This window comes from Microbispora sp. CA-135349 (assembly GCF_050947365.1).
In the GTDB taxonomy this organism is placed as follows: Bacteria; Actinomycetota; Actinomycetes; order Streptosporangiales; family Streptosporangiaceae; genus Microbispora.
In genome coordinates, this window is the sequence record NZ_CP192001.1 from 4,621,306 (window position 1) to 4,637,162 (window position 15,857).

Consider the following 15,857-nt stretch of genomic DNA (forward strand, 5'->3'; position numbering starts at 1 on the left):
TCATGTCGTGCGCGAACAGATCCGTTTTCCCCTGCTGAGCCGGGTGCCGGTCTGGGTCTGGGTGACGATCGACGCCGCGATCGCCGTGGTCCTCGCGGCCTCGTTCATCGGGCTCGCCTCGTCGAGGAACCTGTCGGAGCCCGGCGTGACGGACTATGCGGCGGCCCTCGCGACCAGCCTGCCCCTGGCGGTCAGGCGGTTGTGGCCGCGCGCGGTGTTCGCGGTCGTCCTGCTGGGCGGGCTCGGCATGCGCGAGTTCCTCGTCCCGCACGCCGACCCGCTCTGCCTGCCTCTCGCGCTGTACGCGCTGGCCACGCGGAGCAGGGCCGTCGTCCCGCTGCTCGTGGCGGCCGCGGTCGCCGTGCAGGGTGTGGTCGAGCTGCCGCTAACGGCCGTGGTGCGCGACCAGCTCGGGCTGGTGCTGGCGATCCTGGTGGCCGCCTGGGCCGCCGGCACGGCCGTACGGCAGCGCAGGCTCTACACCGAGCAACTCGCCGCGCAGGCGGAGGAACGGGCTCGCACGGAGGCCGTTGCGGAGCGGCTGCGCATCGCCAGGGAGCTGCACGACGTCATCGGCCACAGCCTCAGCACGATCGCCGTGCAGGCGGGCGTGGCGGGCCACCTGGGAGGGGCGCAGGAGATGAGCCGCACGCTGGCCTCGATCGAGGAGACCAGTAGGTCGGCCCTGCACGAGACCAGGCGACTGCTCGGGGTGCTGCGTGAGGACGGCGACGCGGGGCTCGCCCCCGCCCCCGGGCTGGCCGATCTCGGCGCGCTCGTCGAGCGGACCAGGGCGGCGGGCCTGGAGGTGGAGCTGAAGACCGAGGGCGAGATCGGCGGGAACATGGAGCTGACGGTCTACCGGATCGTGCAGGAGGCGCTGACCGACGTGCTCAAACACGCCGGGGCCCGCCATGTCCTCGTACGGATCGAACGGCAGGAGGACGGAGTGACGGTGGAGGTCACCGACGACGGCACGCGAGGCCAGGCGCGGCCGTACGGGCACGGCCTGACAGGGTTGCGCGAGCGCGTGCGCGTCTTCGGCGGCGAGTTCGAGGCGGGCGCCCGTCCCGTGCGCGGCTTCCGCGTCATGGCGAGGCTGCCGCTGTGATCAGGGTGCTGGTGGCCGACGACCATGCGCTCATCAGGGCGAGCTTCCGCCGGTTGATCGACTCCGCGCCGGGGTTCCACGTGGTCGGCGAGGCCGCGACGGGCGCGCAGGCGGTGGCGTCGGCTGCCCGGGATCGTCCCGATCTGGTGCTGATGGACGTGCGCATGCCGCAGATGGACGGCATCGAGGCCACTCGTCGTATCTGCGCCGACCGCCCGCGGACGCGCGTGCTCATCGTGACCACGTTCGACCTGGACGAGTACGTCTACGGAGCGTTGCGGGCGGGCGCCGCGGGTTTCCTGCTCAAGGACACGCCCCCCGCCGAGCTGATCCGGAGCGTGAACGTCATCGCGTCGGGCGAGTCCCTGCTGGCGCCGACCGCCACACGGCGGTTGATCCAGCGGTTCGTGAGCCCGCCGTCGCGAGCGGACGGCCTGGGCATCGCCGAACGTGAGCGCGAGGTCCTCGTCCTGGTGGCGCGGGGGCTGTCCAACGCCGAGATCGCCCGGAGCCTGCATGTCTGCCTCAGCACGGTGAAAACGCACGTCAGCAGCCTGCTGACCAAACTCGGCGCGCGTACCCGCGTTCACCTGGTCATCGCCGCGTACGAGGCCCACCTCGTCTGACGCGAAGGCCGCGATCTTTCACGAGCGGGCTGACCGCCGGATTGATCGCTGGTGAAATGTCCCCGTGCAGAGAGTGCTGATCGCAGGGATCTCCGGGGCGGGGAAGACGACGATGGCCAGGGTGCTGGAATCGCGGCTCGGGCTCCCGCGCCACGAACTCGACGCGTTGCACCACGGACCCGGCTGGACGAAGCGGCCGGAGTTCGAGTCCGACGTGGAGCGTTTCTCCTCGCAGCCGCGCTGGGTGACCGAGGATCAGTACCACCAGTTCCTGCACGACCTGCTGTGGGAACGCGCCGACACCGTCATCTGGCTCGACCTGCCGCGCCGCACCGTGATGCACCGGGTCGTGCGCCGCTCGCTCGCCTACGCGCTGTCGCGCAAGGAGTTGTGGAACGGGAACTGGGAGCGCGTGCGGGACTGGATCGACCCCGGGCACCCCATCCGCTGGGCGTGGTCCCAGCACGAGCGGAGGCGGACGATCACGGTGGAGCGCATCGGGCGGCATCCGCATCTCACCGTCGTCCGGCTGCGCACCGCCCGCGAGGCCCGCCGCTGGCTCGCCGGCCTGGCCACGCACAGCCGGGACGCGTGAAGGCAGGGATGCCGGCCGTGAACGGCGCCCCCGAGGCCGGGGCGGGTGGGGCGGGCGGGCACCGCGGCCGGCACCCGCGCCACGCCCTGACGGATACGGACGCGGCCCGCTGTGAAAGTTTCACCGTCGTGCGGCCCGGCTCGCCCGCTTCGAGGCGCCGGTCTTGACGGACCCGGAAGCGAGGCCAACACTGAGCGCACCTACCCCCCATCCCCAACTGTGAGATCTCCCGGCCCCTTCTGCACCGCGAATTGTTAACGCTAACAATGCCACGCGGGAGGCACTCCCGTGAACGTCCGTTCCCCCGTACGCCGCGCACTGGCGGCGCCGTTCCGGCGCTGCCGGCCCTCGCGTCGGATATCGCGTCAGACATCGTCGCGACGGGTCCGGCCCGCCGGCCACGTGCCGCGCAGCGATCTCCTCTCCTCCGGGCCGGAGATCACGGACGGGCGGGACGCGACGTTCCGCGTGGGCCACCGGAAGAGCCGGGCGCTCTCGGGAAGGTGTGAAGCCAGCCATGATCCCAGGATTACGACGCGCGAAGAAGGCGGCACTGTCCGCGGGCGCGGCGATCACGCTCGCCGCCGGCCTGCTGACCGGTCTGTCCGCACCGTCGCAGGCCGCGTCGCAGGGCCCGTGTGACATCTACGCCGCGGGCGGCACGCCGTGCGTGGCGGCGCACAGCACGACCCGCGCCCTGTACGGCAACTACAACGGCGCGCTCTACCAGGTGCGCCGCTCCTCGGACAACGCCACCCGCGACATCGGCGTGCTGAGCGCGGGCGGGGTCGCCAACGCCGCCGCGCAGGACTCGTTCTGCGCGAACACCACCTGCCTCATCACGATCATCTACGACCAGTCCGGCCGCAACAACCGGCTGACCCAGGCGCCTCCCGGCGGGTTCAACGGTCCGGCCGCGGGCGGCTACGACAACCTCGCGGTCGCGACCGCGGCGCCGATCACGGTCGGCGGGCAGAAGGCCTACGGCGTCTACGTGGCCCCCGGCACGGGCTATCGCAACAACAACACCAACGGCGTGGCCAAGGGCGACCAGCCCGAGGGCATGTACGCCATCTTCGACGGCACGCACTACAACGGCGGCTGCTGCTTCGACTACGGCAACGCCGAGACCAACAGCCGTGACAACGGCAACGGCACGATGGAGGCCATCTACTTCGGCAACATCAAGGTCTGGGGCTACGGCGCGGGCAACGGCCCCTGGATCATGGCCGACCTGGAGAACGGCCTGTTCTCCGGCGTGAACCAGCACTACAACGCCAATGACCCGAGCATCAGCCACCGGTTCCTGACCGCCATCATCAAGGGTGAGCCCAACCACTGGGCCATCCGGGGCGGCAACGCCCAGTCGGGCGCCCTGTCGACCTTCTACAACGGGGTGCGGCCCAACGTCGCGGGCTACAACCCGATGAAGAAGGAAGGCGCCATCATCCTCGGCATCGGCGGCGACAACAGCGTCGGCGCCCGGGGCACCTTCTACGAGGGCGTGATGACCTCCGGTTATCCGTCGGACGCCACCGAGAACGCCGTGCAGGCCAACATCGTCGCCGCCGGATACTCGACGTCGGGCGGCGGCAACCCCGGAACCGGGACCCTCACCCCCGGCTCGTCGATCTCGCTGCGCGCCACGACCTCCGGCTACACCGACCGCTACATCCGGCACCAGAACGACAGCGTCGTCACGTCGGTGATCACCTCGTCCAGCTCCACGTTGGACAAGAACGACGCCACCTGGATCGTGCGCAGTGGCCTGGCCAGCGGCTCGTGCGTGTCGTTCGAGTCGAGGAACTACCCCGGCGACTACCTGCGCCACCAGAACTACCAGCTCTACCGGCAGCACAACGACGGCAGCTCGCTTTTCGCCTCCGACGCGACGTTCTGCCCGCAGTCCGGGAAGAACGGCCAGGGCACGTCGTTCGCGTCGTACAACTTCCCGAGCCGGTTCATCCGCCACTACAACAACACCGTCTACATCGCGAGCAACGGCGGTTCGAACTCCTTCGACAACTCCACCGCGTGGAACGATGACGTCAGCTGGGTCGTCTCCCAGCCCTGGGCGTAGGAGTTTCCGACAGATAATCGCCGGTCGCACGCGTAGATCCAGGTGGATGCGTCGCCAGACGGAAGAGGAGGTCGGAGCGGAGCCTCCGGCCGACGACCTGGGCCCGCGGAAGTTCCGAACCTGCGACGGAATTTCCGCGGGCGGGAAACGCGGCGAGGCACCGCCTGCACCACGCGCGGCAGAGCACCCGGCCACGCGCGTCGGCCAACGCACGGAAGGCGACCGTCGGGTGGGTCACCACGACTCGGCGCCCGTCAGGACGATCACCACCTCATCAGGCTCATCAGTGCCGTCACCGTAGATCTCGACCCGATTCTCTACATTCGGAACGGGAATCAGCAGTCGCACTGATTGATTTGGGTCAGAAATCTCAAGAGACGCCTCGGGAAGAGTCAGATTTCCTGAGTACACGAGGGCCTTTCCGCTCGGCCGGAAAGGCCCCTGCACGCATTGGACCGACGCCGGACCGCTGGCGGCTTGCCGGACCGAAACGAACAAAGAGTCCGGACCACCGTGAACCGGTTCAGCCGCAACGTCCCAGCCCGCGTGCGTGTCGACACTACCGGGCGCGGCAGCGATGACCAGGCCGTGCTCGAATCGAGTCATACACGAGGCGAAGAGCATTATCGAATCCTACGGGCGGCCCTATTCGCTAGGAGCTCCGGGGATCGCCGCACGCCCCGGCCGCCAGGCCCGGCAGCAGCGGAACCAGCGAGCAGAGCACTCGGCCGGGGAACCGGCGGCGAGCGCGAACCCGGCCGCGGCGCGCCGGCCGCAGCGCTGGCCCTGAACGGCTTCCCGCCTTCGGCGCTGGGGTTACGCCCCACAGTCAGAGAATCGGACGGTAACGCGTCCAACTCGTTCCGATATCACTGAGATAACAGAACGATCTTCGGTCTAACTTTTCCGAGGCGCCGTTTGTGACGATGCCCGCGTGCGATCCATGCACCGCCTTCCTTCAACAAGAGGAGATCGCAGGTGGCCGGCACCCTTGCATCGATCGAACCGGCCCACAAGGCCTTCGAACGGCAGGCGCGACGAACCCCGCACCGCATCGCGGTCGTCTCCGGAACGACCCGCACGACCTACGCCGATCTCAACGCGCAGGCCAACCGGATAGCGCACGAGCTCCTCTCCCGCGGAGCGGGGCGGGGCTCGGCCGTCGGTGTGTGCCTGCACCGCGACGAGAACCTGATCGCGGCGCTGCTGGGGGTGTGGAAGACCGGCGCCGCGTACGTGCCGCTGGACCCGGCCTATCCGGCCGACCGGCTGGAATTCATGGTCGAGGACGCCGGGGTGACGCACACGGTGACCTCCGCCGAGCCGGCCGGGCGGCTGCCGCGGCACGAACTCGTCCTGCTCGACGACATCGGCGACCGCCCGGACCGGGATCCGGACCTGCCGGGAGACCCGGCCGACCTGGCCTACGTGATCTACACCTCCGGATCGACCGGCCGCCCCAAGGGCGTCGCGATCGAGCACCGCAACGTCATGACGCTGCTGCGCTGGGACGCCGGCTATTTCACCGCCGAGGAGCTGTCCGGATTCCTGGCCTCCACGTCGGTCTGCTTCGACCCGTCGGTCCCCCAGCTCTACCTCCCGCTGCTGCTGGGCGGCACGGTGATCATGGCGGACAACCCGCTCGCGCTGCACACCCTTCCCGCCAGGGACGAGGTCACCATGATCAGCGCCGCGGCCTCGGCGCTGACCGCGTTGCTGCGTGAGCCGCTGCCGCCGAACGTGCGCACGGTCCTGTCCAGCGGCGAGCCGGTGAGCCGGGCCCTGGCCGACCGGGTCTTCGCCAACCCCGGCGTGCGGCGCATGGTGAACCTGTACGGCCCCACCGAGTGCACCGTGCACTGCTGCGCGCACGAGATCGCCAGGGACGAGCGGGGCGAGCCGCCGATCGGCACGCCGTACGCCTGGTCGGAGCTGTCGGTGCGGGGCGCGGACGGCGAGGCGCTCGGCGACGGCGAGCTCGGCGAGCTGTGGGTGGCCGGGCCGCTGGTCGGCCGGGGCTACCTGAACCGGCCGGAGCTGACCGCCGAGCGGTTCGTGACCGACGCCGGGGGCGTGCGCCACTACCGCACCGGCGACCTGGTCCGCAGGGAAGGCGGCCTCTACTTCTACGAGGGCCGCATCGACGACCAGGTGAAGGTCGCGGGTTTCCGCGTCGAGCTGGGCGAGGTGCGGGGCAGGCTGGAACGGCACCCGCTGGTGAACCAGGCCGTCGTGCTCGCCCCCGCCGACGAGGAGGGCACCCGCAGGCTCGTCGCGTACGTCGAACCGGCCGGCCCCGGCCTCGACGACGCGCGGCTGCGGTCCTGGCTGCGCGAATGGCTGCCCGACTACATGATCCCCGCCAGGATCGTGTTCCTCGACGCCATCCCGATCGGCCCCACGGGCAAGGCCGACCGCTCCCGCCTGCCCGAGGTCCTCTTCCACGAAGACACCGAGCGGCAGCGGAACGGCACCGAGCGGCAGCGGAACGGCACCGAGCGGCAGCGGAAGGACACCGAGCGGCAGCGGGACGACGTCGGAGGGCGGGGCCACGTCGCGCCACGCGACGACGTGGAGCGGCGGATCGCCGCCATCACCGCAGAGACGCTCGGCGTCGAACGGATCGGCGTCCACGACCACTTCCTCGACCTCGGCGGGCACTCCCTGGCCGCCGCGAGGATCTGCGCCGGGATCGAGCAGGCGTTCGGTGTGCGCGTCGCGCTGACGACGTTCCTGGCCCGGCCCACGGTCGCCGAGCTGGCGGCATACGTCGCCGAGAGCACGCCGGGCACTGTGACGCCGCTGGTCCGCCACGCCGGCCGGACCCGCTATCCGCTGCTCGCCTCCCAGCGCGACAAGCTCATGCTGCGCCAGGTCAGCCAGAACCCGCACGCCACCGCGATCGCCTTCCGGCTCGGGCTGCGCGGCCTCACCTCGGCGGAGCCGCTGCGAGCCGCCCTCGACGCGATCGTGCGGCGCCACGAGGCCCTCCGCTCCGTCGTCGTCGACGGTGTCGCCACTGAGGTCAGGCCCCCGGCGCCGGTGCCGCTGGACGAGCACCGCCCGGCCTCGCCCGCGGAGGCCGACGAGCTGCGGCGGGCGGCGGTCGCCCACGACTTCGACCTCGCCGGGGACACGCCGCTGCTGCGGGCCACCCTGCTGTGGTCCGGGCCGGACAGCGCGGAGCTGGTGCTGCTCACCGACCACACCGCGTTCGACGGCGCGTCGCTGGGGGTCGTCATGCGGGAGCTCCTCGACGGGCTCGCCCACGACGGCGATGTCCTCCTGCCGGAGCCGCCGCTGCAGTTCGGCGACGTCGCGCTGCGCGAGCAGGAGACCGCACGGGACACCGAGGCGTTGCGTGCCTTCTGGGCCGAGGAACTCGCCGGGGCGGTCCCGCCGTACGAGCTGCTGCCCCGCGGGGACGACCGCCCGAGCCGCCTGCGCGGGGAGCGCCTGGTGCGCCGGCTGGATGCGACGACAGCCGCGCGGGCCGGCGAGCTCGCGGCCGGCTGCGGCGCCACGCCGTTCGCCGTCTACCTGACCGCGCTCGGCATGCTGGTGGCCGGGCTGACCGACCGGCGGGACGTGGTCCTCGGCGCCGCCGTGGCCGACCGCGCCGCCCCGGGTCTGGAGGGCGTGGTCGGCGTGCTCGTCGACGTGCTCCCGGTGCGGCTGCGCCTGGACGACGGGCTGTCGCTGCGCGCGGCCGTACGGCACGCGGGGGCCGCGACCGCCCGTGCGATGGACCACAGGGGGCTGAGCGATCAGGAGCTGACCGAGGCCGCGGGCGTCGAGCGCCCGCCCGGCCGGGTGTCGACCCCCGTCGTGCTCTCGATGCAGCCACCCGAGGTGCCCCTCCGCCTGGACCACGGGGACGTCGGGGTGGACCTGATCGGCGAGCTCGACGCGGGCAGCGTCCAGGTGCCTTTGATCGTCTATGTCAACGCCACTGCGGCCGGGCCCGAGCTGCAGGTCGAGTACGACCTGGAGTATCTGGACCGGGCCGCGGCCGAGTCCCTGACCGGCCGTCTGGTCCGCCTGCTCGACGACGCCCTGGCACACCCCGACCGGCCGCTGTCGGCGTTCGAGGTGATCGGTGCGGAGGAACGGTCGGCGCTGCTGGCCGCGGGCACCGGTGCGCCGCTGCCCGCGGACGCGCCGCGGACGGTCGTGGAGGCGGTGCTGGACCAGGCGGCCCGTCGCCCGCACGCCCCGGCGGCCGCCGACGGCGAGGGCGTTCTCACCTACGGCGAGCTGGCCGGCTGGGCGCGGCGGGTGGCCGCGGCGCTGGGACCGGAGGCGGCGGGCTCCTGTGTGGGCGTGTGCCTGCCCCGCGACCGCCACCTGCCCGCCGCGCTGCTGGGCGTGCTGCTGGCCGGCGCGGCGTACGTGCCGCTCGACCCCGGGCACCCGCTTCGGCGGCTCCGCGAGCAGGTGGACGACTGCGGCGCCAAGGTCATCGTCGCGGCGGGCGAGGGTCTGCCGGTGGCCCGGAAGCTGGGCGGCGTCGTCGTCGACCTGGCTCGGCTGCCCTCGCCGGAGGTGGTGCCGGACGGCGTGGAGGTGGATCCCGGCGATCTCGCCTACGTCCTTTACACCTCCGGCTCCACCGGCAGGCCCAAGGGCGTGGAGATCACCCACGCGAACCTCGCGGCGTTCGTCGCCTCGATGACGATCACTCCGGGGGTCCGGCCGGACGACGTGATGCTCGGACTGACGCCGTTCTCGTTCGACGTGTTCGGCTTCGACGTGTGGGTGAGCCTGTGCTGGGGGCTGCGGCTGGAACTGCTCGGCCGCGACGAGGCGCTCGACGGGCGGGCCGTCGCGCGGCGGATCGAGGAGACCGGGGTCACCTTGATGACCGCGACGCCGACGACGCTGCGCATGCTGGCCGCCTCCGGCTGGCGGGGTGCTCCCTCCGGACGCGGCGGGCACGTGCGTGCGATCAGCATCGGCGAGGTGCTCGACCCGGCCCTCGCCGGCGAGCTGCTGGACCGCGGGGTCGAGCTGTGGAACGCCTACGGCCCCACCGAGACCACGATCTACTCCACGATGATCCGGGTGACCGCGCCGGTCGGCGACCGGGTGTCCATCGGCCTGCCGCTGCCGGGGGAACGGGCGTACGTGCTCGACCGGGCGGGGCGCGTGCTGCCCGCCGGGGTGACCGGCGAGCTGTGGATCGGCGGCGCCGGGGTGGCCAGGGGCTACCGCGGCAGGCCGGACCTGACCGCCGCCGCCTTCACCGACGACCCGCTCGGCGCTCCCGGTGACGATCCGGCGTGCGGGCGCCGCTACCGCACCGGTGACCTGGCCCGCTGGCGGACCGACGGCACGCTCGACTTCCTCGGGCGGCGCGACGGGCAGGTGAAGGTCCGCGGCCACCGCATCGAGCTGGGCGAGATCGAGACCGTGCTCCGCGAGACCCTGCTTCGGGCGGTGCCCCACGAGAGCGCGGCCGACGCGGTCGTGACCGTGCGCGGCGGCGACCATCTGGTCGGCTACCTCGCCGCTCCGGAGCGGGTCGACACCCGCGAGCTGGAGCGGCGGCTGAGCGATCTGCTCCCGGACTACATGGTCCCCCGCCGCTGGGTGCTCCTGGACGCCCTGCCCGTCACGGCCTCCGGCAAGGTGGACCGCACCGCCCTGCCCGAGCCCGGCGGCGACGCTCCACCGGAGCCGCCCGGCACCGAGGCCGAACTGCTGGTGTCCGAGGTGTGGAACGCCGTGCTCGATCGCCCCGTGGCGGGCGTGCACGACGACTTCTTCGCCCTCGGCGGGCACTCCGCCACCGCCGCTCTCGTCGCGGCCCGGCTGAGCGACGCCCTGGACCTGACCGTGCCGGTGCGCCTGCTGTTCGAACACAGGACGCTGGCCGGCTACGCCGCCGGCATCGAGGCTCTGCTCCTGGCCGACATCGAGGAGACGCCGAGTCTGGAGGAGACACCGCGCCTTGAGACGCCGGGCCTTGAGACGCCGGGCCTTGAGACGCCGGGCCTTGAGACGCCGGGCCTTGAGACGCCGGGCCTTGAGACGCCGCGCCTGGAGGAGACGCCGTGACCATCAGCGACGAGCGCAGAAGCGCCCTCGCCGGCCGGCTCGCGGCGGCCCGCCGCGCCGCCGCCCGGGCCGTCCCGGCGATCCCCGTCAGGAGCAGGGACGGCGGCCCCGCTCCCCTGTCGCCCGCGCAGGCCCGGCTGTGGTTCCTCGCGCAACTCGACGACCTGGCCGCCTACAACGTGCCGACCGTCGTACGGCTGCGCGGCCCGCTGGACGTCCCGGCGCTGCTGGGCGCCGTGCGGGATCTGGCCGACCGGCACGAGGTGCTGCGCAGCCTGTTCACCGACGCCGGTGCGGTCCCCGTCGACGCGGAGCGGGTGCCGATCACGGTCGAGGACCTCGACGACGACACTCCGCTCGAAGCACGGCTGCAGGAGGAGCTCGCCCGCCCCTTCGCGCTGCACGTGCAGCCGCCCGCCCGCGCCCTGCTGCTGCGTCTCGGCGCCCGGGAGCACGTGCTGGCGCTGACCGTGCATCACATCGCCTTCGACGCCTGGTCGCGCAACCTGGCGCTGAACGAGCTCGCCGCCCTGTACGCGGCACGGCTCGGGCTCGCAGATCCGCCCGAGCCGCCGCAGGTCCAGTACGCCGACTACGCGGCCTGGCTCGCCGGGCAGCCGGAGGGCGACCTGTCCTGGTGGACCGGACGGCTGGCCGGGCTCGAACCGGTCCTCGACCTGCCGGTGGACCGGCCGCGGCCCTCGGTCGCGGACTGGACGGGCGCCACCGTCCCGGTGCGGCTCGCGCCCGCGCTGACCGCCCGGGTGCGGGAGGCCGCCGCGGAGACCGGCTGCACGCCGTTCATGGTGCTGCTGGCCGCCTGGCAGGAGCTGCTCGGCCGGGTCTGCGGCACCGACGACGTGCCGGTCGGCGTGCCCGAGTCGGGACGGCTCCACCCCGGCACCGCGCCCATGCTCGGCTGCTTCGTCAACACGCTCGTCCTGCGGGGCGACAGGTCCGGCGAGCCGACCGGCCGCGAGCTCCTGGCCCGGACCAAGGCCGCCGTGCTCGACGCGCTCACCCATCGCGACGTGCCCTTCGACCGGATCGTGGAGCACCTGCACCCCGAGCGCAACCTCGCCACCACGCCGATCTTCCAGGTGCTGCTCAACGTGCTGGAGGACGGCCCGCGGACGCCGGACTTCCCCGGCCTGACCACCGAGCAGGTGCCGTTCGGCCTGCGGACCACCAAGTACGACCTCAACCTCGCCCTCGACAACATGGGCGAGACGTACGAGGGCGAGCTCGCCTACCGCGCCGACCTGTTCGAGGAGGCGACCGCACGGCGCGTCGCGGGCTGGTACCCGACCCTGCTGGAGGGCATGCTCGCCGGCCTCGACGCGCCCGCGGCGGCCGTGCCGCTGGAACCGGTGACCGGGCCCGTCGTCTCGGGCACGCGGACGCCGATGGACCTGACCCGGCCGCTGCACGCGGTCGTCGGCGACCACGCACGCCGCACGCCCGGCGCGACGGCGGTGGCCGACGCCACGGGCTCGCTCACGTACGGCGAGGTGGACCGGCTCGCCAACCGCCTCGCCAACCGCCTGGTCGCGGCAGGGGTGCGGCCGGACGAGCCGGTCGGCGTCCTGGTCGGCCGCCACCGCGGGCTGGTTCCGGCGCTGGTCGGCGTGCTGCGCGCGGGCGGGGCCTACCTGCCGATGGATCCTCTCTATCCCGACGACCGCCTCGGCCACATGCTGGAGACGGCCGGCGCGCGGGTCGTGCTGGCCGACCCCGAGCACGCGGGCCGGCTCCCCGGCGCGCTGGTGCTGCCCGAGCTCCTCGCCGCCGGGCCCGAGGATCCTCCGGACGTCGAGGTCGCCCCGGACCACCTCATCCATGTGATCTTCACGTCCGGCTCCACCGGACGGCCGAAAGGCGCCGGGATCGAGCACCGGTCGGCGCTGCACTACCTGCACGGCCTGGCCGAGCTGGTGCCCGACGTCCACGAGTCGTACGGCGTGGTCTCCACCACCGCCGCCGACCTGGGGCTGACCTGCCTGTACGGCGCGTTGTTCCGGGGCGCCGCGGTCCACCTCGTGGACCAGGAGACCGCGACCGACCCGGAGGCGTACGCCGCCTATCTCGCCGCGCGTCCCGTCGATGTGATCAAGATGGTGCCCAGTCATCTGGAGCTGCTGGCCGCCCACGGCGACCTCGCGCGGATGCTGCCGCGCCGGCTGCTGATCCTCGCCGGGGAGGCCACGTCGTGGGAGCTGGCCGAGCGCATCCGCGCGGCCCGCCCCGACCTGGAGCTGCAGATCCACTGCGGGCCGACGGAGACGACGGTCTCGGTGCTCGGCGGCCGGGCGCCCGGCACGCCCACCGGGTCGGGGTCGGTGCCGCTCGGCCGCCCGTTCCCCGGAGTGGACTGCTACATCGTCGACCCCGCCGGCCGTCCGCTGCCCGCCGGGGTGCCGGGCGAGCTGTGGGTGGCGAGCCTCAGCGTGGCCCGCGGGTACCTGAACCGCCCCGACCTCACCGCCCAGAGATTCGTCCCGGATCCGGTGACCGGAACGCGCCGCTGTTACCGCACCGGCGACCGGGTCCGGCTGAACGCCGAAGGGCTCGTGGAGTTCCTCGGCCGGGTCGACGACCAGGTCAAGATCAGAGGCTTCCGGGTGGAGCTGGGCGAGGTGAAGACCGCGCTGCAGGAGCAGCCCGGCGTCCGGGAGGCCGCGGTGCTGCCGGTAGGCGAGGGACACGCGCGGCGGCTGGCCGCCTGGGTCGCGCCCACCACCGTGGACCTCGCCGCGGTGCGGGCCGGGCTGCGTGAGCGGCTGCCCGACTACATGGTGCCGTCCGCCGTCGTCGTCCTCCACGAGCTGCCCCTCACCCCGCTCGGCAAGATCGACCGGGCCCGCCTGCCGGTGCCCGAGGCGGCGCCCGCCGGGGAGCGCGTGGCGCCGAGCACACCGACGGAGCTGCGGATCGCCGCGGTGTGGGCGGATGTCCTCGGCGTGGCGGACTTCGGCGTCGACGACGACTTCTTCGCGCTGGGCGGCGACTCCTTCCGCGCGGTCCGCGCCGTCCGGGAGATCGACCCGGCGTTGCGGGTGATCGACCTGTTCACCCGGCCCACGGTGCGTGAGCTCGCCGCCCACCTCGACGGCGGCGCACAGGCCCCCGCCGGGCTGCTGCACCACCTGGCGGGCCCGCGTACGGCGACCCGCACGCTCGTGTGCCTGCCGTACGGCGGCGGTTCGGCCGCCGCCTTCCGGCCGCTCGCCGAGGAGCTGGCCCGCCTCTCGCCCGGCACCGCGGTGGTCGCCGTCGAACTGCCCGGGCACGACTCGGCGCGGCCGGACGAGGACCCCCTGCCGATCCCGGAGCTGGCCGGCCGCCTCACGGCCGAACTGGCCGCGATCCGCGGGCCCGTCGCGTTGTACGGCCACTGCGTCGGCTCCGCCGCCACGATGGAGCTGGCGCTGCGGCTGGAGGCCGCGGGGACGTCGGTCGCCGGTGTCGTCGTCGGCGGCAGCTTCCCCGACGCGCGGCTGCCCGGACGGCTGTCGGCCTGGTGGAACCGGAGGTTCCCCGCCCACCGCTGGTCCTCCGACCGCGCCCAGCGCGACTTCCTGCGCACGCTCGGCGCCGTGGACGACGACTTCGGCGACACCGGGATCATGCTGCGCGCCCTGCGGCACGACGTCGAGGAGGCGCAGGCGTGGTTCAGCCGCCACCTCGGCTCCCCCGAGGACTCCCCTGAGGACTCCACTGAAGACTCCCCCGCGTACGAGGAGCGCAGGCTGAAGGCGCCGCTGCTGTGCGTGATCGGCGAGCGGGACCGGTCGACCGAGCTCTACCGGGAGCGTTACCGCGAGTGGGGCGCGTTCGCCGAACGGGTCGAGCTCGCCACGATCCCCCGGGCCGGTCACTACTTCCTCAAACACCAGGCCGAGACGCTGGCGCGGCTGGTCGGCGAGCGTCTGGACCGCTGGGCCGGCGGCGACCTGCCCGATCCGGTGGGGCCGGTCGAGGTCGCGGGGCGAAGCGCCCGGCGGGACCTGCGCCGCTTCTACATCGTCGCGGCCGGGCAGACCGTGTCGCTGCTCGGCGCCGCGCTGACCTCCTTCGCGCTGGGCGTGTGGGCCTACCAGCAGAACGGCCGGGTGCTCGACTACGCCCTCGTCAGCATGCTCGCCCTGCTGCCGTCGCTGCTGGCGGCGCCGCTGGGCGGCGCGGTCGCCGACCGGGTGGACCGGCGGCTGGTCATGCTGACGTGCGACGGCGTCTCGGCCGTGGCCACCGCGGCCCTGGTGATCCTGCTCTGGCTGGGACGGCTGGAGATCTGGCAGGTCGGGATCATCGCGGGGCTGCTGTCGCTGGTGACGGCCTTCCACCGGCCGGCGTACCTGGCGGCCGTCGCGCAACTGGTGCCCAAGCCGTATCTCATGCAGGCCAACGCGCTGGCCAACCTCGGCACCGGCCTCGGCATGCTCATCGGCCCGCTGGGCGGCGCCGCGCTCGTCGCGACGGTCGGGCTGCACGGCGTGGTGGCGGTGGACGTCGTCACGTTCCTCTTCGGGCTCGGCACGCTGCTGCTCGTCCGCTTCCCCGACCGGCTGTTCCGCCGCCTGGAGGAGTCCTTCTGGCAGGCCATCACCGGAGGGTGGCGCTTCCTCGTACGGCGGCGCGCATTGATGATCATGATCGGGTTCTTCGTCGTCGAGAACTACCTCGGCATGCTCGCCCAGGCCGTGACCGTGCCCGCGGTGCTGTCGTTCGGCGACGTCGCGGGTGTGGGCACGGTGACCGCGATGCAGGGCCTGGGCGCCGTGCTCGGCTCGCTGGCCATGGTGTTCTGGGGCGGCACGGAACGGCGCGCGATCGGCATGGTCGGCTTCGTGATCGGGTTCGGAGCCGGGGTGCTGCTCGTCGGCCTGCGGCCCTCGCTCCCGCTGGCCGCCTTCGGCGGGCTGGTGTCGTGGGCGTTCCTCAGCGTGCTGAACGCGCACTGGCTCGCCATCATCCAGCTCAAGGTCGGGCTCGAGCTTCAGGGGCGGGTGCTGGCGACCAACCAGATGCTCGCCGTGTCCATGACGCCGCTGGCGTTCCTCACCGCGCCGGCGCTGGCCGACGACGTCTTCGGGCCGCTGCTCGTCCAGGGTGGCGCGCTCGCGGACACGGTCGTCGGCGACGTCGTCGGGGTGGGCCCGGGGCGCGGCGTCGCGCTGCTGCTGACCGTCTGCGGCGCGCTGCTGATGCTCTGGGGCGCGCTCGGACTGTGGTTCCGGCCGCTGCGGCGCATGGAGGACGCGCTGCCCGACGCGGTCGCGGGCGCCGAGATCGCCGAAGACCTCGACGCGGTCCAGGCCGAGGCCGACGCCCGGCTGCGGGAGGGCGCCCGGGCCTAGCCCCCGCGGGGGCTTTCGGGGCCGCTAC

At 73.1% G+C, this 15,857-nt stretch carries 7 protein-coding genes; 6 read left to right on the forward strand and 1 reads right to left on the reverse strand.

Annotated features, from left to right (window positions below; all coding sequences use genetic code 11):
* Window positions 1–7: 7 nt before the first annotated feature.
* The 4 genes from ACQPZZ_RS21555 (at window position 8) to ACQPZZ_RS21570 (ending at window position 4,412) form a co-directional block, all read left to right on the forward strand.
* Entirely contained in the window at window positions 8–1,111 is a 1,104-nt protein-coding gene (locus ACQPZZ_RS21555; protein WP_432921013.1) for a sensor histidine kinase, read from the forward strand.
* A complete protein-coding gene (locus ACQPZZ_RS21560) occupies window positions 1,108–1,737 on the forward strand; it encodes a response regulator (RefSeq protein WP_432921016.1) in 630 nt (209 codons plus the stop codon). Before ACQPZZ_RS21555 ends, ACQPZZ_RS21560 begins: the two co-directional genes overlap by 4 nt.
* A gap of 64 nt (window positions 1,738–1,801) precedes the next feature.
* Window positions 1,802–2,332 carry a hypothetical protein gene (locus ACQPZZ_RS21565; protein ID WP_432921018.1) on the forward strand — a complete coding sequence of 177 codons (531 nt, stop codon included), beginning with the start codon at window positions 1,802–1,804 and terminating at the stop codon, window positions 2,330–2,332.
* Window positions 2,333–2,849: 517 nt separating this feature from the next.
* The gene (locus ACQPZZ_RS21570) at window positions 2,850–4,412 is read left to right on the forward strand and encodes an alpha-L-arabinofuranosidase B (RefSeq protein WP_432921021.1); all 1,563 of its coding nucleotides are present in this window, start codon (window positions 2,850–2,852) and stop codon (window positions 4,410–4,412) included.
* Window positions 4,413–4,646: 234 nt separating this feature from the next.
* Here the strand turns inward: ACQPZZ_RS21570 and ACQPZZ_RS21575 are convergent, their stop codons facing one another.
* The gene (locus ACQPZZ_RS21575) at window positions 4,647–5,036 is read right to left on the reverse strand and encodes a hypothetical protein (RefSeq protein ID WP_432921024.1); all 390 of its coding nucleotides are present in this window, start codon (window positions 5,034–5,036) and stop codon (window positions 4,647–4,649) included.
* 354 nt (window positions 5,037–5,390) lie between these two features.
* Between ACQPZZ_RS21575 and ACQPZZ_RS21580 the strand changes: the two genes are divergently transcribed.
* Window positions 5,391–10,472 carry an amino acid adenylation domain-containing protein gene (locus ACQPZZ_RS21580; RefSeq protein ID WP_432921027.1) on the forward strand — a complete coding sequence of 1,694 codons (5,082 nt, stop codon included), beginning with the start codon at window positions 5,391–5,393 and terminating at the stop codon, window positions 10,470–10,472.
* On the forward strand, window positions 10,469–15,829 hold the full coding sequence (locus tag ACQPZZ_RS21585) for an amino acid adenylation domain-containing protein (RefSeq protein ID WP_432921030.1): 5,361 nt from the start codon (window positions 10,469–10,471) through the stop codon (window positions 15,827–15,829). The genes ACQPZZ_RS21580 and ACQPZZ_RS21585 overlap by 4 nt, the downstream gene beginning before the upstream one ends.
* The last annotated feature ends 28 nt before the right edge of the window (window positions 15,830–15,857 follow it).

Bases quoted from the DNA above. Each gene is read 5' to 3' on its own strand.
- ACQPZZ_RS21575 (WP_432921024.1), bottom strand. From the start codon at position 5,036: ATGCTCTTCGCCTCGTGTATGACTCGATTCGAGCACGGCCTGGTCATC.
- ACQPZZ_RS21570 (WP_432921021.1), top strand. From the start codon at position 2,850: ATGATCCCAGGATTACGACGCGCGAAGAAGGCGGCACTGTCCGCGGGC.